We start from the raw sequence: 19,127 nt of genomic DNA, 5'->3' as shown, positions 1-19,127 counted from the left end.
CACAGCAGGCCGGTGCCTACGCCCAGCCCGAAGGACAGCAACGGCGCCGCGCGCGGCGAGCCGGACGTCGCGCCGGTCAAGCGGTTGCCCAACGCAACCAGGGGCCTGCTCATCCAGTCGCCCACGGCGGGCAGCAGCAGCGCTAGCCCGAAAAGCGCCAGCAGTCCCATCGCGGCGTAGCGCGCGCCCTCGTTGAGCGTCACGACCCAGGCTCCGCCGACAGCCGCGAGGCTCGCGACCGCCGCAAAGGCCACCGCCATGCCCGCGAGCAGGGGCAAGGCATGGGTCCGGAATGAACCCGATCCGCGAGCGAACACGAAGGGCAGGATGGGCAGGATGCACGGGCTCACTATGGTGAGAACGCCGCCGAGAAAGGCCACAAGAATGATCAGCATGGGATGCACCGCTATGTGCAGAGTAGGGAGGGGCGCGAGAGCCTGGCTCTGGTTCAGGACTCTCGCTTTTGGCGGCGCGTGCCTGCGTCTTTGCGCGCCGTGATGGTCTGGCAGCTCAGCGGGTTGCGCAGCTCGTGCGCCAGCCCGCCGGCAAACAGGATGAGGACGAGCAAGAGCTTGCGCACGTCGATTCCCCTTCAGGACACATGAACGTTCAAGCTCACGTCGATGTTGCCGCGCGTGGCCTTCGAGTACGGGCAGATTTCATCGGCCGAGTGGGCGATCTGTTCGGCGAGGGCCAGGTCCAGTCCGGGCAGGAACACGTTGAAGCGGGCCTGCAGCAAGTAGGCGCTGCCCGACATGCCCAGGTCCACTTCCACCTCCACCGCGCGATCGCCCGGCAATTGCACTTTCATCTGCTTGGCGATGACTTCCAGCGCGCTGGTGTAGCAGGCGGACCAGGCGCCGGCGAAAAGCTGTTCCGCCGTCGGATGCGGCAGGATGTCTTCGAACGCGTGGACCAGGTCCGGGTTGTTGGGGGTCGAAAGGCGGATGTCGAGCCGTTCCTCGCCGCCTTGGGAGGCGTAGTTGCGGGCGAGGGTCGTATGGGTCTTGCCGGTCAAGAGGACTTTCTGGATTTGGGTGGGCATGGCGGGTTCCTGGAAGTTGAATTTTCATCGAATTCGATTAAATCGCATGCGATTGAAGCGCATGGTAAAGATCGCGAATGCCAAGGTCAAGAGCGTTCGAAGGGAAATTGGTATCAAATCGTTTGCGACCGCATCGCATACGATATAAAGTGACGCCATTGACCAGACCAGATATCCACGAGGTGCAGATGAAGAAGCCCAAGACCGCCACCGATCCGTCCCAGAGAAAGCTCGCGGAATTCCTCTGCTTCGCCGTTTATTCGACGAATCTGGCGTTCGGCCGGGTGTACCGGCCGATTCTTGACGCGCTGGGGCTGACCTACACGCAATATGTGACGATGATCGCCCTCTTCGAGGAAGACGCGCAGACCGTCAGCGGCCTGGGCGAAAAGCTCTTCCTGGAGTCCAATACCCTCACGCCGATACTCAAGAAGCTTGAAGGCATGGGCTATCTGGAACGCGTGCGCGATTCGGCGGACGAACGGCAGGTCCGGATCTGCCTGACCGAAGAAGGCAGGCAGTTGCGCGAGAAGACCGCGAGCATCAATCTGAGCGATGCTTGCGGGCTCACGAGCGATCAGTTCGCATCCCTGAGAGCGCAGGTCGTCTCGTTGCGCAACAACCTGGTTGAGGCGGCTCGCTCGAACGGCGGCTAGGCGCAAGTGGACACCTTCAACTACATGCGCGCCTTCCGGCGCATCGTGGAACTGGGCAGCCTCGCCAAGGCCGCCGAGGATCTGGACATGTCGTCCGCCGGCCTCAGCAAGCAGCTGCGGGCGCTGGAAGCGCATCTGGGCGCCGTGCTGATCCAGCGCACCACCCGCAAGATGAGCCTGACCGACACGGGCGCGGCATATTACGCAGAATGCTGCCGGCTGCTGGACGAGCTGGACGCCCTGGAAAAATCCGTCAAGCGGGAATCCCGGCTGGTCTCGGGCCGGCTGCGCGTGAACGCGCCGGTCTCGTTCGCCCTGAGCGTGCTGTCGCCGCTGCTGGCGCGCTTTTTGCGCCAGTATCCCGAACTGCGGCTGGACCTGGCCATGGAAGACCGGCTGGTCGACGCGGTAGGGCAGGGCTTCGACGTGTCGATACGGCTGCGGGCCCAGCTGGATGATTCGTCGCTGATCGCGCGCCGGCTGGCATCGCTGACCCAGGTGCTGTGCGCGGCGCCGTCCTACCTGGACAGCCGCGGCCGTCCGGACAGCCTCGAGGCGCTGCGCGGGCATGACATTCTCAGCTACAGCTTGGCCGAAAGCCCCGGCGCCGTTGCGGACGAGGAAGCCGGCCAGCAGGCGGATCCGCTCGCCGGGCCCGCGCAGGTGCAGGTCAACAACAGCCTGATGCTGCGGGACCTGCTGGAAGCGGGGCTGGGCATAGGCGCGCTACCATCGTTTCTGGCCGCGCCGGCCCTCGCCAGCGGCCGGCTCGTGCGCGTATTGCCGCAACTTCCGGCCGCGCCGCGCCATGTCTACGCGGTCTATCCGACCAGCCGCCACCTGCAGCCCAAGGTCAAGGCCTTCGTGGATTTCCTGGTGGCGCACCTGCCAGCGGCCATGCAAGGCGATTGTTGACGGCCAGCTAATAATGTCCTGCCGGCGGACACCTTACTCCCGCGCCGGCCCGTCCTTAAGCTGGCGTCCATTGAAACGAGATGGACGCCATCATGAATTCGACCCCCGATTACGCACCCGCTGCGCCGCTGACCGTGGACTTCTTCCATGACGTGGTCTGCGGCTGGTGCTATGTAATGTCTCCCCGCCTGCGCCAAGTGGCCGCCGAACTGGGCATTGCCGTGCGCCAGCGCAGCTTCGTGCTGCAGGACTCGCCCGAACAGATGTGCCAGGTGTTCGGTTCGATGGAGCGCGCCAAGCAGGTGATCCTGGGCCACTGGGAAGCCTGCGCCCGCCATGACGACCAGCCCCGCATCGATGTCGAGGGCATGCGCGCCGAGCCATTCGATTATCCCAGCGGCATGGCGGGCGCGCTGGCCTGCCAGGCCGCCCACCTGCTGGCCGGCGACGCGGGCCATTGGGACATGTTCGACGCGATCCAGCACGCCCACCTGAGCGAGCACCGCAACATCGGCGATAGCGCCGTGTTGCGGGATATCGCCGCCGGGCTCGGCCACGAGCGCGGCGAATTCGCCGCGCTGATGCAGGGCGAAGAGGCGCTGCGGCGCGTGCAGGCCGACCGCGCGGCCGCTGCACGGCTGGCCATCGATTCCATTCCTACGCTGATCGCCGGGCCGCACCGCGCCCGCCTGCGGACCATGTCGACGGCCGATCTGCGGGATCGATTGCAGGCGCTGATGCCGGCAGCAACCGGGATCTGATCGCCGCGTATCGCGACGTCGCCCACGTTTTCCTTCTTTCCATTCTTGCCGTCCGCAGGACGGCAGCCATACGCACAAGGTGCATCATGACTATCCGCTACACCCGCAAATTGCTCGGCCTGGCGCTGGGCGCCGCCCTCAGCTTTAACGTCCTTGCGCATGGCGCACCTGCCCGGGCGCCTGCGTCCGGCCAGGAAGTGGGCATCAGCCCCTGGGGGCCGGACGATGAAATCGGCCGCCTCAATCTGATCACGCCCGAGTCGCGCGCCGCGGTCATGTCGCGCGTGGCCGGCGGCAAGGTCTACGACCTGGCTACGGAGTACTACGTGGGCATGCCCAGCTGGCAGGACGCGGGCGACCCTCACTATCAGTTCTGGATGACGCACACGCCGCGCGGCACCGAAGTCGACGATCCCATGGGCGTGGGCCAGGACATGAACGCCATGCGCAGCTACACCGGCACGGCGTTCTCGATGTACAGCCACACCGGCACGCACATCGACGCGCTCAATCATTTCGGCATCCACGGCAAGATCTGGAACGGCTTTCGCGCCGATGAACATCTGGGTGACCGCGGCTGGAAGCGCACCGGTATCGAAAAGTTCCCGCCGCTGGTGGCGCGCGGCGTGCTGATCGACGTGGCTGCGCTCAAGGGCGTGGATATGCTGCCGGACCAGTACCGCATCACCCGGCAGGACCTGAAGGCCGCGCTGGCGCGCCAGAAGACCGAGCTGCGCGAGGGCGATATCGTGCTGATCCGTACCGGCCGCATGAAGCTGTACAACGATCCCGCCGCCTACATGGCCAAGCCGCCGGGCATGGGCCTGGATGCGGCGCGCTACCTGGTCGAGGAGGGCGGCGCCATGATCCTGGGCGCGGACAATCTCAGCTTCGAGACCTTCCCGTCCGAAGTCTCCGACGACTATGTGCCGCTGCATACGTATCTGCTGGCGCAGCAGGGCGTGCCCATCATCGAACTGGCGGCGCTGGACGAACTGTCGCGCGACCAGGTCTATGAATTCGCCTTCATCGGCGGACCGCTGAAGATCCGCGGCGGCGACGCCGCGCCGCTGCGTCCGGTCGCGATGCCGCTGCGCTGACGGCGCGTGGCCTGCCGGGATAGTTCCAATGACAAGTATCGGGCTGGGCCTGGGCTTTCCCTCCCGGTTTCACCATAGAGTCCGAAACATGTCTTCGAACTTATCGTTGGCCGCGCGTTTGCGAGCGGAGCCGGTTCCAGCGTGCGTCTTATCTCAGGGAGATGGCGCGCGCAGTGAAAATCGCTTGCTGAACCAGGGCGTCCAGGTTGCCGTTCGACAGGTCCTCCACTTGGGCCGCGATGTGGATGGCGCCTACGGGCTCGCCTCGCGGACCGAGGATGGCGGTGCCTATGGCGATTTCTCCCATCAGCACCTGGTGCTCGATGATGGCGTATCCCTGTTGGCGAGCGTGTCGTACGGCATCAAGCAGTGCGACCGGATCGGTTTCGGTGTGAGGCGTGCGCTGCCTGAGATCCGAACGGGCCAGCAGTTGCTTAACTTTCTCATCCGGATAACAGGCCAGGATGGCGCGTCCGCCACTCGTGCAAAACGCGGGCAGCCTGCGGCCAGGCAGAAGCGTGGACAACTGCTGCCTGTGGCTGGGCAAGCGCGCCAGATAGACGATGTCGACATCGTCCTGGATGCTCAGGTTTACGTTTTGCCCGCAGCGGTCGCGCGCGTCGATCAGGTGGGGTGTTGCCCTGGAGACAAGAGGATTCATCGACAGGAAATCGTAGCTGCGCTCGACCATCTTGTGCGTCAGGGCGAGGCGTCGCCCGCCGGTTCTTTGCAGGTATCCGAGTTCGCACCAGGTATGCGCGAAGCGTTGCACGGCGCTGCGGTTGACGCCGCAATGCTCGGCAAGTTCCTTGATCCCCATCGGTTCGCCGGCATCGGCGAACGCCTCCAATACTTTGATTGCCTTTGCGAGCGATTCGACGAATAGCACGTCTCGCTTCTCATGGTCGTCGGCGGAGCCGGCGGCATCGACCTCAGGGTTTGTCATAAGCCTCCCATTCTTGACCCCCCAAATGATAGGCCATATCCTTTTCTCGCCAAAAATCTAATTTTCGGAATTGCAATGCAATTTTCTGGTAGAGAAAGCACTGATATTTGCAGCTTGTCGGCAGTGGAAATGGCCGCCGAAATCCGGCAGGGCCACTTGTCCGCGACCGATGCGGTGCTTGCCCACCTGCGCCGCATCGAAGCCGTCAATCCCAAGATCAACGCGATCATCGCGCTGGACGCGGACGCCGCACTCGCGGCCGCGCGGGCCGCGGATCTCAAGCAGGCCAGGGGAGAGGCTCTGGGACCCATGCACGGCCTGCCCGTGGCGCACAAGGACAACCAGGCAGTGGCTGGCATGCCCACCACCCATGGATCTCCGCTGTTCGCCAACAACATCGCCACCGTCGACAGCATTGTGGTTGAGCGTCAACGCAAGGCCGGGGCGATCACCCTGGGCAAGACGAACTTGCCCGAATTCGCGGCGGGATCCCATACCTTCAATTCCCTGTTCGGCCTGACCCGCAATCCCTATGACCTGACGCGAAGCGCGGGCGGTAGCAGCGGCGGTGCTGCCGCGGCGTTGGCCGCGGAGATGGTCGCGCTCGCGGACGGCACGGACATGGGCGGGTCGCTGCGGAATCCCGCCAGCTTCTGCAACGTGGTCGGGCTGCGGCCGTCATTTGGCCTGATACCTGTCTGGCCGCAATCCGGGGCATGGTCACCGCTCAGCGTCCCGGGACCGATGGCCCGCACGGTACAGGACGCAGCGCTGTTCCTCGGCGTCCTGGCCGGACCCGATCCGCGTGATCCGACCTCCGCCAATGGCGAAGCATTCAAGGCGGGAAGCCTGGAAGGCGGCGTCCGCGGATTGCGGGTGGCCTACGCGCCGACATTGGGCGGCCTGCCGGTAGAGGAGGGGGTTCAAACCGTCGTCGATGCCGCGGTGGCCACGTTGGCCTCCCTGGGATGCGAGGTCGAGCTCAATTGCCCCGACCTTGCCCGCGCGGACAGGATGTTCCACGTCTTGCGCGCCTTGTCCTTCGAAACGGCCTATGGCGATCTGGTCCGAAAGCACCCGAACGACATCAAGGCAGCCGTGCGCTGGAACGCTAGCCAAGGAGCAGCGCTGAGCGCGACGGACATCGGCCATGCGCTGCGGACGCAGGTTTCCCTGTACCAGGAGATGCGCGCGTTCCTGGAAGACTATGACTTCCTGGTCGCGCCGGTTTCCCAGGTGGCGCCGTTCCCGGGGGAGCAAGAGTATCCGACCTGGATCGAGGGCGAGGCCGTCGCCACCTACATAGATTGGATGAAGTCCTGCTCGCGCATCACGGCTACAGGGCATCCAGCCATTTCCCTTCCTTGCGGTTTCACGGCAGAAGGGCTTCCGGTCGGCATCCAGATCGTGGGGAGATTCCACGGCGAGCGAGACCTGCTGAGGCTGGCCTACGCCCTGGAAAGCAGCCTGGGCGCAAGGAAGCGCCCATCCATCAACCAGGCTGGGCCGGGCCTCGATAACTGAAACCGGCTTGGGAACATTTGACCGCAACGCTGACCATCGCAGTTTCCCTTAGGAGATCGAGCATGAGCAAACGATTGAATTGGCGCCGCACCTTACTCTCCCTTGCCGCCGCCGCCATGGCAGCCACGGCGGCAGCGGGCGTTGAGGCGGCTACGCTGACGGTAGTGCCGCAGGCGAACGTGACCATCTTGGATCCCATCTGGACCACAGCCTATACCGCGCGAAATCATGGCTACATGATTTACGACACCCTTTTCGGGACGGACGAGGCAGGCAAGGTCCAACCGCAGATGGTTGAAAAATGGGAGTCGTCGCCGGACCAGCGGGTATGGACGTTTACGTTGCGCGATGGGTTGGCCTTTCATGACGGCAGCAGCGTGACCAGCGCAGACGTCATTGCCTCGCTCAAGCGCTGGGCGTCGCGCGACACGATGGGAGGAACGCTTGCCCGTGTCGTCGAGTCTTACGAAGCGGTGGATGACAAGACGTTCCGCATCAAGACCCGCGACCCGTATGGGATCATGCTGGATGCCCTGGGCAAGCCATCTTCCAACGTGCCGTTCATCATGCCCAAGCGCATCGCGGATACGCCGGGTACGGAGCAGATCAAGGAAAGCATCGGGTCCGGACCATACAAGTTCGTAGCCGCCGAGTACAAGCCCGGTGAAAAGGTCGTGTATGTCAAGAATGAGAATTACAAGCCGCGCGCGGAACCCGCGAGCGGTACGGCTGGTGGCAAGAACGTCTACGTCGACCGGGTCGAATGGCGCATCATCCGCGATCCCCAGACCCAGCTCAATGCGCTTCTGTCGGGCGAGGTCGACGTCATTGAACAGCCTGCGTTCGAGCAGTACCCGACACTGACCAAGTCTCCCGACATCAAGCTGGTGGACATGCAGCACAATGGCCTCCAGTACGTTCTCAGGTTCAATCATCTACATCCGCCTTTCAATGACCAGAAAATCCGCCGCGCGGCGCTGCTGGCAATGGGGCAAAGCCAGATCCTGCGGACCCAGGTGGGCAGCCAGGACCTGATCACGCCCTGCCGCAGCATGTATCCCTGCGGGACGCAGTACGGAACCGAGATCCCTGGATTTACTGGTGTGGCTGACCCCGCGGCAGCGAAAAAGCTGCTTCAGGAGGCGGGCTACGACGGCAAGCCCGTCGTGTTGTTGCGGCCGACCGATCTGGCCATCGTTGCCAAGCTGCCGCTGGTGGCCAAGCAGCAGTTGGAACAAGCCGGGTTCAAGGTGGATCTCCAGACCATGGATTGGCAAAGCCTGGTTGCCCGGCGAGCCCGCCGCGATGCGCCGGATGCGGGCGGTTGGAACATCTTCATGACGTCCTTCGCCGCGGAAGACCTGCTGAATCCAGTCTCGATGCCGATGATGAATGCCACCGGAGCGACGGGCTTCTTTGGCTGGCAGGACGATCCCGCACTGGAAAAAATCAAGTCGAATTTCGTCCAGGCGACCACGGTCGAGGAGAAGAAGTCACTGGCTGCCGAGGCCCAGGCCCGCGCGTTTGAAGCCGTCTCGCATGTTCCGTTGGGGCAATTTCACAATCCCGCCGCCGCGCGCAAGAACATAAACGGATTGCTTCCGGCGGGCGTTCAAGTCTATTGGAACGTCCGCAAGGACTAACAGGGAAAGTCCGCCATGCTCCGTTTCTTGTTGGCACGCCTCGCAGCGATGATCCCGATTCTCTTGGTGGTGGCGATCATCGTATTTCTGATCCTGCGGTTGACGCCGGGTGATCCGGCGTCGGTTATCGCGGGCAACAACGCCACTCTGGATGACGTGGAGCGCATCCGCGAGCAACTGGGCTTGTCGCAGCCATTGATTCAGCAATTCCTGATCTGGATTTCCAGCGTCCTGAGCGGCGACATGGGCTATTCGTTCTACATGAATCAGTCCGTCGTTTCGCTGATTGCCCAACGGATCGAACCCACCCTGTCGCTCGCGGTGCTGACGATGGCATTGACGGTGCTGGTGGCTGTTCCGTTGGGAACGGCGGCCGCCTGGCGCCTGGGCGGGAAGCTGGACCGGGCGGTTTCCGCCCTGTGCATCGGCGGGTTTTCGATTCCGGTCTTCGTCGTCGGCTACGTGCTGATTTATGCGCTTGCCCTCAACCTGGGCTGGTTTCCCGTGCAGGGGTACACGCCGCTTTCGGGCGGCGTGTGGCACTGGCTGCAACGACTGGTTTTGCCCTCCCTCGCGCTGTCCCTGGTCTACATCGCTCTGATCACGCGGGTAACGCGGGCCGCCGTCAGCGAGGCCTTGACCGAGGAGCATGTGCGGACGGCCCGCGCCAAGGGGCTCAGCGAGAGGGCGGTGCTGTGGCAGCACGGGGTTCGCAATGCCGCGGTACCCATCGTGACCGTGCTGGGATTGAGCGTGGCGGCGCTGCTGGGGGGCGTGGTCATCACCGAGACGGTGTTCGCGATTCCCGGCTTGGGTTCGCTCACCGTGGACGCGGTGGTCAATCGTGACTTTCCGGTGATACAGGGGGTCGTGCTGTTCTTCAGCGTGATCTATGTGCTGATCAACCTGAGCGTCGACTTCACTTACGTGTTGCTTGATCCTCGCATCCGCTACTAAGGAGAGGGCCATGTCGCCTTTACGTCGCCTCTGGCGAAATACCGCGGTGCGCTTCTGCGTCATCGTACTGATGATCCTGGCGTTGATCGCCATTGCCGCTCCCCGGCTGGGAACCGTCGACCCGGCCGCGATGGATGCCGGCAACATCAATGTGCCAGCCGGCCATCGGGGAGAAATGACGCTGGCCGATGGAACCGTCGTAAACCACACGTTCCTGATGGGTAGCGATAATTTCGGACGCGACGTCTGGAGCCGTGTCGTCTATGGAACGCGGATATCCCTCGCGATCGCGCTGATCACCATGTTGCTGGCGCTGTTGGTCGGCGGCGGATTGGGGCTGTTGGCCGGCTACTTCAAGTCGGTAGACGTCTTTCTGATGCGGGTGCTGGACGGACTGATGTCCATTCCTCCGATCCTGATGGCCGTTGCGCTCGTGGCGAGTCTCGGACCTTCCATTCCAACGGTGGCGATCGCCATCGCATTGCCGGAAGTGCCGCGCGTGGCGCGCCTGCTGCGATCCATCGTTCTCGGTCTGCGCAGCGAGCTATTCGTGGAGGCCGCCCAGACTCTGGGAACGCCGAGTTTCCGGGTCATGTTCCGGCACGTATTGCCGAACGCATGGTCGCCGCTATTGGTGCAAGGCACGTTCATCGCTGCCTCGGCAGTGCTGACCGAGGCCTTGCTCAGTTTTCTGGGAGTAGGACTGCCGGCCGACGTGCCCACTTGGGGCAATGTCATGGCGGAAGGGCGGGTGCAGTTTACGCAGTATCCCGGCATCGTGTTTTTCCCGGCGCTGTTCCTTGTCCCCACCGTCCTGGCCATCAATCTGCTGGGCGATGGCCTGCGCGACGTCCTGGACCCGAAGTTCAACCGGAGCCGCGCATGAGGAGATTCGCCATGAACATAGAGGCTGATCAAGTCATGCCGCCGGGCCGCGGCCGCGCGTCGAATCCCCTGCCGCCAACGCTTTCGGTGCAGTCATTGACCATCGGATTGCCGGAAGGCAGCGATCGCTCCCATGCCGTGCAGGGCGTTTCGTTCGAGCTCGTTCGAGGCCGCACCCTGTGCGTGGTGGGAGAGTCCGGATCGGGTAAATCGGTGATGGCTTCCGCGGTGATCGGTCTGCAGGCGCGCGAACTGCGGATGGAGAAAGGCTCCATCTCCCTCAACGGCGAAGATCTGATGCGCGCCAGCCCCGAGCGCTGGCGCGCGCTGCGCGGCGCGTCCATCGGCATGGTCTTCCAGGAACCCATGACCGCCCTGAATCCGGTGATGCGTTGCGGAGACCAGATAGACGAACTGCTTCGCTGCCATACGACTTGGACCAAGGCTGTGCGCCGCGCCCGGATCGTCAAGGTGCTTGCGGAGGTGCAACTGGCGGATCCCGAGCGTATCGCGAATTCCTATCCCCACCAGCTCTCCGGAGGGCAACGCCAGCGGATCGTAATTGCGATGGCGATCATTCTGGCGCCGCCGCTGCTGATCTGCGATGAGCCCACGACGGCGCTCGACGTCACGACCCAGGCGGAAATCCTGCGCCTGCTTCAAGCATTGCGGGAACGCCAGGGCATGGCGGTCTTGTTCATCACGCATGACATGGGGGTTGTTGCGCAGATCGCTGACGATGTGCTGGTCATGAACCAGGGGCAGGTCATCGAGAGCGGTCCGCGGGATCAGGTCCTCTACCATCCTGCGCAAGCCTATACCAAGCAATTGCTTGCGGCGGTGCCTAGCATGGATCCTCCGCCGCCGCGACCGGCTGCGCAGGGGCCGGTGCTCTTGGGGGGAACCGGACTGGGGAAGGCCTACGTGCGACACCGGATATTCGGTCCTCCGGAGAAGACGGTGGCCCTGCATGACGCCGCCCTGGGGTTGCAGAGGGGGGAAACGGTCGGGATCATTGGAGAGTCCGGCTCCGGGAAGTCCACGCTGGCGCGTTGCCTGATGCGACTGATCGAGCCTTCCTGCGGGGAGATCCGCTGGAACGGAAAGAGCGTGGAAGGCCTGTCGGAGCATAAGCTGCGCCCGTTGCGACGCAGCGTGCAGGTGGTCTTCCAAGACCCCAACCGCTCCTTGAATCCCCGCCTGCGCGTCGGGGAGTCGATGATCGAAGGCGCCATGAATCTGGTGGGGCTATCCCGCGAACAGGCATGGGCGCAGGCGGAAAAACTGATGGATAAGGTCCGGCTGCCGCGCCAGTGCCTGTATCGCTATCCCCGGGAATTCTCCGGCGGACAGCGTCAACGCCTGGCCATTGCGCGCGCGCTGGCATGCCGGCCGGATGTGCTGATCGCGGATGAGGCGGTCAGCGCGCTCGATGTGTCCGTCCAGGCCCAGATCCTCGTGCTACTGCGCGAATTGCAGGACGAACTGGGGCTGGGCATTCTCTTCATCACGCATGACCTGCGCGTCGCCGCTCAGCTCTGCGACCGGGCCATCGTCATGCATAAGGGGCAGATCGTGGAGGCGGAGCGCACGGCGGATCTCTACGCCAATCCTCAGCATCCCTATACACGCAAGCTGTTTTCCGCGGCGCCTGTATTGCATCGCGCGGCTGCGCCTTCCATGGAATCATCGAAATGAATGGGTATCCGAAGCTGGTGAAATTGTGCATTGCCGGAGAGTGGCGGGAAGGCGGTACGGGAAGACGGTTGCCCATCGAAGGGCCCGCCACCGGCGAGGCCATAGGCGAAGTGGCCATGGCCGATTCGCAGGACCTGGAAGAGGCGGCGGCCGCGGCACAGGCGGCCTGGCCTGCATGGAAGAGCTTCAGCGCCTACGACCGGTACGGCATCTTGCGCCGCGCAGCGGGCTTGTTGCGGGAGCGAGCGGAACACATCGCGGGCCTGATTACCAGGGAGCAGGGCAAGCCCTTGCGCGAGGCGAGCCAGGAGGTCGCCGTCAGCGCGGACTTCGTTGATTGGGTCGCGGAAGAAGGAAGACGATCCTACGGGCGTGTCGTGCCTTCGCGCCTCGAGACGGTCCGCCAGTCTGTCCTGAAGGAACCTGTCGGTCCCGTGGCGGCTTTCACGCCGTGGAACTTTCCCGTCAGCCAGGTGGTGCGCAAACTGGCGGCGGCCCTGGCCGCCGGTTGCACGGTGGTCGTCAAGGCGCCGGAGGAAACCCCGGCATCGCCGGCGGCATTGGTGCAGGCCTTTCTCGACGCGGGCGTGCCGGTCGGATCGGTAAGCCTGGTTTATGGCGACCCGGCTCACATCTCGGAGTACCTGATCGCCCATCCGGCGATCGCGAAGGTTTCCTTCACCGGCTCCACGGCAGTCGGCAAGCGGCTAGCCATGCTGGCGGGCCAGCACATGAAACGGGCCACCATGGAGTTGGGGGGCCACGCGCCAGTCATCATCTGCGATGACGTCGACCTGTCCAAAGTCGTTCCCGCGATCGCAACTTCCAAATTTCGCAACGCCGGACAGGTGTGCAGCTCTCCGACGCGCTTTCTCGTGCAACGGGGAGTGCATGAGGCGTTCGTCGAGCGCTTGGTGGACTTTGCCCGCGGGTTGCGGGTGGGCAACGGGGAGGAACTTGGCACGGACATGGGGCCGCTGGTGAATCGGCGGCGTTTGGCTTCCATGCAGCGCATGGTTCGCGATGCGGTCGAGCATGGCGCCCGGCTAGTGCAGGGGGGGCAGGCAATCGAGGGCAAGGGCTGCTTCTTCCAACCTACCGTCCTGGCGAGTGTTCCGCTGGAGGCAAGCGCCATGAACGAGGAGCCGTTTGGCCCCATGGCGCTGGTGAATCCCTTCGACGACCTGGAGTCGGCAATCGCCGAGGCCAACCGTCTGCCGGTCGGGCTTGCGGCTTTTGCTTTCACTCAATCCCTCGCGCGCGCGCATGAGATCAGCGCGGGAGTGCGCAGCGGCATGATTTCCCTCAACCACCCCGTGCTGGGGCTGCCCGAGGTTCCATTCGGAGGCGTGCGGGAGTCTGGATATGGCGCTGAGGGCGGTACCGAAGTCGTCGAGAACTACCTGGTCACGAAGCTGCTGACACAGGGGGTATAGCTCGGATCCCAAACGCTGCTGGCTGGGAGAGGACGCGCAGGCCGATATTCCGGGCATCGGCTTCCTCGGAGACCAGCCGCGGCCTATTGCAAGGGCGAGAAGCGCGCGCCCGACAGCAAGGCGGTTTCCTGAGCCTCCAGGCAGGATTGGGCCTGGGGCAGGAAGTCCCGCGCCCAGGCAGGATGCGCGGCGACCAAGGCCAGGGCCCGCGAGCGGGCCTCGAAGTCCGGATAGGACCAGATGTGGATAACCCGGTTCAGCGGGCCGACCTCGGTCTTGAAATAGCCGATGAGCGTCATGCCCTCCGTCGCCAGCAACACGGGCAGCGCGTGCGCCTCATAGAGTTCCAGCCAGCGCGCCGTCTGTCCAGGTTTCAGGGTGTATGTCCTCATTTCGTAGAGCATGCGCCTCCTTTCCGCGCCAATAGGAATCCCAGCGCCAGGCGATTGAATGCTTCAGGTTGCTCCAGGTTGGAGAGGTGGCCGCAAGCGGGGATTTCCGAGAGGCGGCTGCCGGGGATCAGCGCCGCCATGCCGCGCACGGCGTCGATGCGCACGAGGGAGTCTTCGACCGCGCCGATCACGTGGGTCGGGACCTGGATCTGGCCCAGGTCGATTTCTCCTTCGTAATTCGACACGGCCTCCAGCGCCTTCATGTAGCCGTCCGGCTGCAACCGCCGCATGCTTTCAACCAGCGCCTCGTAGGCGCCGGCCGGGGCGTTGGCGCTGACCAGCGAGCGCGCGACCACGGGAGCGATGTCCGCCAGGGATTTGCCTTCGCGCAATGGCCGCAGGCGGCTGTCCAGGAATTCGCGGCGGCGTTCGGGCGGCATCTGGCTCGCCCGGTGAAGGGCGGAACAGATGGTGAGGCTGCGCACTGCCCTAGGATGGCGCTGGACGAAATCGAAGGCGATCCGTCCGCCCATGGACAGGCCGACCAGATGGGCGGAATCCCTTCCGAAATGGGCCATCACGCGCAGCAGGTCGTTGCAGATGTCGCCGAACGACAGCGGCCCGTCGTAGGCGCCGCTGGTTCCGTAGCCGCGCATGTCCCAGGCCGCCGCGTGAAAGTGCGGCGCGAAAGCCGATAACTGTGCGTGCCAGTTGCTCCTGTTGCCGCCCACGCCATGCAGGAAGAGCACCAGTTCGCCCCGGCCTGCATGGCTGAGGGCGATCGCCGGCCGGCCCGCGGCCTGGGCGTCAAGCAATGGGTATGCTCCGCTGCCGTCCATCGCGTGCTCCTCAGTCGGCCTTGGGGGGTGTCATGGCTTCGAATTCTTCCATGGAGTACAGGGACAGCAGGCCGATGCGGTCCAGGCAGATTTCGGCCGTGAACGGCAGCATTAGTGCGCCGCAGCGGCTGTCGCGGTACATGCGTTCCAGCGGTAGCGACTTGAGCATGGCTTGGCCGCCGCAGGTGCGGATGGCGAGCTGGCAGATCGCGTTGCTGTTTTCCATCACGGTGTAGTGGCCGGCGTACATGCGGATGATGTCACTCTTGTCGGGGTTGGGCCGGGCGTCGCTGATGATACGGTGGTAGATGGCGCGGGTCTGTTCCAGCAGGATCTGCAGCTGCGCGACTGCCATGCGCTTGGTCGGATAGTGGCGGCGCCGGACCGGCGGCATGCCCTCGATCTCGCCGCGCAGGTACTTGATGGTGAAGTCTACGGCTCCTTCGGCGATGCCCATGTATGCGGGATTGACCGTGATGAAGCCATGCGGCCAGAGCTTGCGCATGTCGAAGTAGGTGCCCTTGGGCATGACCTGCTCATGTTCGGGGACGAAGACGTCCTTCATCAGCAGCGTTCTCGACACGGTGCCGCGCATGCCCAGCGGGTCCCATTCCCCGGTGATCTCGAAGCCGGCGCTGTTCTGGTCGACGGCGAGGTAGACCGTGTCCTGGAAAGTGGGCGGTTGGCCATCGTCGCGGATTTCGGTGCAGGTGATGCCATGGAAGTCGGCCGCGCCGGACAGGGACGCGAAGATCTTCTTTCCGTTCAGGATCCAGCCGCCGTCGACCTTGCGGGCCGACGTGGCATAGGGACGTTGTGTCCAGTCTTCGCCGCCTTCCGAAAAGGGCTGCGAATACAGCTTGCCCTCTTCGACGATGCGGCCGAAATGGTGCTGGCGCCGCACATGCTGGGCCTTGAGCTCGGATTCCGAAAGCGGGTAGCTGTCCAGCATCTGGCCGGCGTACATCGTGGCGCAGGTATGCATGTTGAAGGTCAGCGCGGTGGCGCCGCACCAGCGGCCGATCTCGGCGGCCACCAGCATGTAGGTCTGGTAGTCCGCGCCCATCCCGCCGTACTCGGCCGGCACGCACAGCCGGAGAAATCCGGCCTCGCGCAAGTCGGCGTAGTTCTCGAAGGGGAAGGTGGCTGTCCGGTCGTACTGGAAGGTGCGATGCTGAAACTTGGAACGGCCCAGTTCGCGGGCGATGCCGATGAGTTCTTTCTGCTGGTTGCTGAGATCGAAATCCATGCTTGTCTGTCTCCGGAAGGAATGGGAGGTTGGCTACTTCAGTTCACCTAGCAATTGGCCGCATTCCACGACCGGACTGCCGTCCAGTTCGATGGAGCAGCCCCGCATGGGGATGTCGAAATGTCCCTTGGTGAACCGGCCGGCGTGTTCGTTGGCGCCGGTGGAAAACAGGAAATTGCCGGCAAAGACGCGTTGTTCGGTGCCGTTGATGTCCGCTTTGTCGTACATGACCATCGAATCCCAGCGCGCCCGCGGGTTCATGCCCCAGCCCACATGCGACACGGCGTAGGCATTGCGGTCTTCCCAGGCGGCGAAGTAGCTGCGCAGCAATTCCGCGTCGAGCCCCGCGCCTTCGATGCTGACGACGAAATCCTCCTCGATGGTCAGCACGACTTCTGTTTCGAAGTAGCGCTTGAAGGTCAGGTTGGCGTCGCCCGGGCAGAGGTGCAGGCGGCCGTTGACGCCGCCCTTGTTCGGGAAGGCTGCGATCAGGCCGCCAGGCCAGTGCGAGCGCGTGCCGGGCAGGGTGCAATAGCCCCAGTTGCCGCCGGCAGGGCAGTTCTCAAGCGAAATGCTCAGGTCGGTGCCGGCGTCGGACGTGACGCGCATTTGCCGGGCGGCGCGGATGCGCGCCACGCCTTTCTGCACGCGGGCTTCCAAGCCGGGGTCGGTGCCCAGGCGTTCCAGGATCTCTGGATGCTCATTGCTGATCATCATGAGCCGGGCTCCGGACTTGAGGATCCGCGGCAATTCCGGCGCGTGCAACAAGCCCTCCACGGTGCAGTCGATCACGACGTCGACGCTCGACAGGGCGGCGATGACGGCTTGCGAATGCTGGATGGCGTCGGACGCGCCCGTCGACCGGACCGGCACGATCTCGGTCTGGGGCGGTGTGGGGACTTCGATCGTCACGCAGGCGGCGCCGAGCTGCGCCAGCGCCAGCTTGGCGGTCGCGACATTGATGGCGCGCGACTGGGTTTCGCAAAGCAGCGCGACGGAGACTCCCGGGCCGATGGCGCAGGCCTTGAAGTTGCGCGCGAAGCAATCGATCCATTTCCCTTCGGGTTGGATGAGCATGGAAAGCCTCGATTTCAGTAGATGGTCAGGAAACCGAGGGCGGCTTGGGCTGCCATTCGGGGTGGGAGGCCGGAATGGCGTACGCGCCGTCGTGGAACAGGAGTGCCCGGTCGCGTGTCATGCCCAGCCTTTCGACCTGCCCTACGAACAGCAGGTGATCGCCCAGCTCCATGTGCTGGTAGCTGTTGCACAGGAAGTAGGCGGCGCAGCCGCCTATCAGGGGAATGCCGTCGTCGGAGCAGGCGAAATCGACGCCGGCGAACCGGTCCGCCACCGGGCTGGAAAAGCGCTGCGACAACGCGATCTGCGACTCGGACAGCACGTTGATGGCGAATTGCGAGCAGGTCCGGAAGGCTTCGAGGCTGCCTTGGGATTTGCCCAGGCTCCAGAGCACCAGAGGCGGATCCAGCGACAGGGCGCTGAACGAATTGACGGTCAGGCCGATGCGGGAGCCGTCCTTGCCGCGCGTCGTGACGATGGTCACGCCGGTGGCGAAGCGGCCCAGGGTGGTGCGCAGGCTGCGCTTGTCCCAATCGGTGCTCAGGAGCAGGCCTTCAGGCGCGCTGCGATTACTCATGCCGTTGCTTGTCTGCATTCTCCACCCCTCGAAGATCGTTCTGATATGGTGAACAGGATTCCGATAGTGTGAACATGATATTTGGCGGGAATCTTGCGCGTCAAGCAAAAAGTGCCAGGCGCAGGCACCAAGGCACGCCGGCGCGGCGGCCTCCGGCAAGGCGCAGGGCCGATGGCAAAGATCGCGAACAGCCGCGGCCGACCTCGGGGAAACACTATTGACACCCACTAGGCGGTGCCTATAATCAGTTCAATAAATAGGAACTGGGTTAACAATAGTAGAACGCAAAGAATTGCCGGCTGCTATTGATATTGCCGGCTGCTATTGATACATCCCATCCCCTTTTCGCAATCTCAAGGGCTCAGCCATGCGAAAGCTTTCCTCTGTACTCGCTGCAATCCTCTTACCGATCGCGATCTCCGCGCATGCGCGGGACAAAGTGGTCATCCAGCAATACCAGGGAACCTATGGCAACGCGGCGGCGGTAGTGGCCGCCAAGGCGGGGATGTGCGAACGCAACGGGCTGGATTGCGAAATCAAGTACGTCAACAGCGGCCCGCTGGGCCTGCAGGCGCTGGTCGGGAAATCCATCGACGTGGCATTTGTGGGGAGTGACAGTCTGATCATGGGCATCGCCCGCGGCGCGAAGATCCAGTTGGTGTATGCCGGCTACCAGTCCTTGACCCTGTCATTGGTTGCGCGCAACGACCTGGACCTGAAGCCGGACGGCGTCAAGGGGATGCTGGAACAACTCAAGGGCAAACGCATCGGCGTAACCATAAGGGGCGCCCAGACGGAAATGCACTTCATGTCCTTGGTGAAGGCGGCGGGCATGAAGGCGACGGACTTCACCATCATTCCCGTCGGCGGTCCGTCCACCGCGTACACGGCGCTGGCCGTGGGCAAAAGCGTGGACGCGATGATGATCATGAATCCGCTCAAGCAGATCTGCGTCGTCGCCAAGACATGTCAGCTGGTCTTAGACTCCGATACGGTCGAATGGCCGCCGGAACTCAAGGCCATGGACGGAGCCAGCGTCGCGATGGCGATGCGCACGGAAACGATAGAGAGCAATCCGGACCTGGTTAAGCGCTTCATCCAGGCGATGAGCGAAGCCAATGCCTGGATCCGCGATTCCAGGAACCGCGATGAAGTGCTGAAGATCCTGGGTCCGACCATGACTCTGGGGGACATTCCGAACGCCGACGGCGTGCGGCGCAGCTGGATCGACAACGACATCGCCCAGATGGGCGACGGCAAGCTCAGCAGGCCCGCGGTCCAGGGCGTCATCGATTATCTTGCCGCGCAGCATCTGATCGAGTCCAAACCCAGCGTGTCGAGCATCGTCTACAACGGTGCGCCATGAGGTCGGGGGCCATGTCGAGGATGTATGAAGACCAATCCATGATCCCGCACGACGGCGCCAC

General features: G+C 63.7%; 19 protein-coding genes and 1 pseudogene. 11 read left to right on the top strand and 9 right to left on the bottom strand.

Annotated features, from left to right (window positions below; genetic code table 11):
• The 3 genes and pseudogenes from VIR09_RS26750 to VIR09_RS26740 all read right to left on the bottom strand — a co-directional run.
• A pseudogene (locus tag VIR09_RS26750) lies at positions 1–395 on the bottom strand (cytochrome c biogenesis protein DipZ); the annotation flags it as partial.
• Positions 396–448: 53 nt separating this feature from the next.
• A complete protein-coding gene (locus VIR09_RS26745; protein WP_332015610.1) occupies positions 449–580 on the bottom strand; it encodes a hypothetical protein in 132 nt (43 codons plus the stop codon).
• 12 nt (positions 581–592) lie between these two features.
• Positions 593–1,045: an Ohr family peroxiredoxin gene (locus VIR09_RS26740; RefSeq protein ID WP_332015609.1), complete on the bottom strand. Its 453-nt coding sequence runs from the start codon at positions 1,043–1,045 to the stop codon at positions 593–595.
• 188 nt (positions 1,046–1,233) lie between these two features.
• Between VIR09_RS26740 and VIR09_RS26735 the strand changes: the two genes are divergently transcribed.
• From VIR09_RS26735 to VIR09_RS26720, 4 genes are all read left to right on the top strand, one after another.
• Positions 1,234–1,701: a MarR family transcriptional regulator gene (locus tag VIR09_RS26735; RefSeq protein WP_332015608.1), complete on the top strand. Its 468-nt coding sequence runs from the start codon at positions 1,234–1,236 to the stop codon at positions 1,699–1,701.
• A 6-nt stretch (positions 1,702–1,707) separates the two neighbouring features.
• A complete protein-coding gene (locus VIR09_RS26730; RefSeq protein WP_332015607.1) occupies positions 1,708–2,616 on the top strand; it encodes a LysR family transcriptional regulator in 909 nt (302 codons plus the stop codon).
• Positions 2,617–2,696: 80 nt separating this feature from the next.
• On the top strand, positions 2,697–3,377 hold the full coding sequence (locus tag VIR09_RS26725) for a DsbA family oxidoreductase (protein ID WP_414639470.1): 681 nt from the start codon (positions 2,697–2,699) through the stop codon (positions 3,375–3,377).
• A gap of 86 nt (positions 3,378–3,463) precedes the next feature.
• On the top strand, positions 3,464–4,477 hold the full coding sequence (locus VIR09_RS26720; protein ID WP_332015605.1) for a cyclase family protein: 1,014 nt from the start codon (positions 3,464–3,466) through the stop codon (positions 4,475–4,477).
• Positions 4,478–4,625: 148 nt separating this feature from the next.
• Here VIR09_RS26720 and VIR09_RS26715 read toward each other — a convergent pair whose 3' ends face one another.
• Positions 4,626–5,423, bottom strand: coding sequence for an IclR family transcriptional regulator (locus VIR09_RS26715; protein ID WP_332015604.1), 798 nt, complete (start codon positions 5,421–5,423; stop codon positions 4,626–4,628).
• A 75-nt stretch (positions 5,424–5,498) separates the two neighbouring features.
• Between VIR09_RS26715 and VIR09_RS26710 the strand changes: the two genes are divergently transcribed.
• From VIR09_RS26710 to VIR09_RS26685, 6 genes are all read left to right on the top strand, one after another.
• Positions 5,499–6,947 carry an amidase gene (locus VIR09_RS26710; protein ID WP_332015612.1) on the top strand — a complete coding sequence of 483 codons (1,449 nt, stop codon included), beginning with the start codon at positions 5,499–5,501 and terminating at the stop codon, positions 6,945–6,947.
• A 62-nt stretch (positions 6,948–7,009) separates the two neighbouring features.
• On the top strand, positions 7,010–8,590 hold the full coding sequence (locus tag VIR09_RS26705) for an ABC transporter substrate-binding protein (protein ID WP_332015603.1): 1,581 nt from the start codon (positions 7,010–7,012) through the stop codon (positions 8,588–8,590).
• 15 nt (positions 8,591–8,605) lie between these two features.
• Positions 8,606–9,547, top strand: a complete 942-nt coding sequence (locus VIR09_RS26700; RefSeq protein ID WP_332015602.1) for an ABC transporter permease — start codon at positions 8,606–8,608, stop codon at positions 9,545–9,547.
• On the top strand, positions 9,525–10,433 hold the full coding sequence (locus tag VIR09_RS26695; RefSeq protein ID WP_332015601.1) for an ABC transporter permease: 909 nt from the start codon (positions 9,525–9,527) through the stop codon (positions 10,431–10,433). The genes VIR09_RS26700 and VIR09_RS26695 overlap by 23 nt, the downstream gene beginning before the upstream one ends.
• Before the next feature lie 35 nt (positions 10,434–10,468).
• Positions 10,469–12,130 (top strand): ABC transporter ATP-binding protein, encoded by a 1,662-nt coding sequence (locus VIR09_RS26690; protein WP_332015611.1) that lies wholly within the window; start codon positions 10,469–10,471, stop codon positions 12,128–12,130.
• Positions 12,127–13,566 (top strand): NAD-dependent succinate-semialdehyde dehydrogenase, encoded by a 1,440-nt coding sequence (locus VIR09_RS26685; RefSeq protein WP_332015600.1) that lies wholly within the window; start codon positions 12,127–12,129, stop codon positions 13,564–13,566. The genes VIR09_RS26690 and VIR09_RS26685 overlap by 4 nt, the downstream gene beginning before the upstream one ends.
• Positions 13,567–13,649: 83 nt before the next feature.
• Here VIR09_RS26685 and VIR09_RS26680 read toward each other — a convergent pair whose 3' ends face one another.
• The 5 genes from VIR09_RS26680 to VIR09_RS26660 are packed head-to-tail and all read right to left on the bottom strand — an operon-like array spanning position 13,650 to position 17,700.
• Positions 13,650–13,970 (bottom strand): NIPSNAP family protein, encoded by a 321-nt coding sequence (locus tag VIR09_RS26680; RefSeq protein WP_332015599.1) that lies wholly within the window; start codon positions 13,968–13,970, stop codon positions 13,650–13,652.
• Positions 13,955–14,773 carry an alpha/beta fold hydrolase gene (locus VIR09_RS26675; RefSeq protein WP_332015598.1) on the bottom strand — a complete coding sequence of 273 codons (819 nt, stop codon included), beginning with the start codon at positions 14,771–14,773 and terminating at the stop codon, positions 13,955–13,957. The genes VIR09_RS26680 and VIR09_RS26675 overlap by 16 nt, the downstream gene beginning before the upstream one ends.
• Before the next feature lie 34 nt (positions 14,774–14,807).
• A complete protein-coding gene (locus VIR09_RS26670; protein WP_332015597.1) occupies positions 14,808–16,046 on the bottom strand; it encodes an acyl-CoA dehydrogenase family protein in 1,239 nt (412 codons plus the stop codon).
• 33 nt (positions 16,047–16,079) lie between these two features.
• Entirely contained in the window at positions 16,080–17,123 is a 1,044-nt protein-coding gene (locus tag VIR09_RS26665) for a peptidase M29 (protein WP_332015596.1), read from the bottom strand.
• A gap of 25 nt (positions 17,124–17,148) precedes the next feature.
• Positions 17,149–17,700, bottom strand: a complete 552-nt coding sequence (locus VIR09_RS26660) for a flavin reductase family protein (RefSeq protein ID WP_332015595.1) — start codon at positions 17,698–17,700, stop codon at positions 17,149–17,151.
• Positions 17,701–18,067: 367 nt separating this feature from the next.
• On the opposite strand from VIR09_RS26660, the gene VIR09_RS26655 reads away from it, so the two are divergent.
• Entirely contained in the window at positions 18,068–19,066 is a 999-nt protein-coding gene (locus VIR09_RS26655; RefSeq protein WP_332015594.1) for an ABC transporter substrate-binding protein, read from the top strand.
• The last annotated feature ends 61 nt before the right edge of the window (positions 19,067–19,127 follow it).

The organism is Achromobacter sp. (assembly GCF_036567245.1).
Lineage (GTDB): Bacteria > Pseudomonadota > Gammaproteobacteria > Burkholderiales > Burkholderiaceae_B > Achromobacter.
This window is presented reverse-complemented; position numbering and strand designations above follow the sequence as displayed.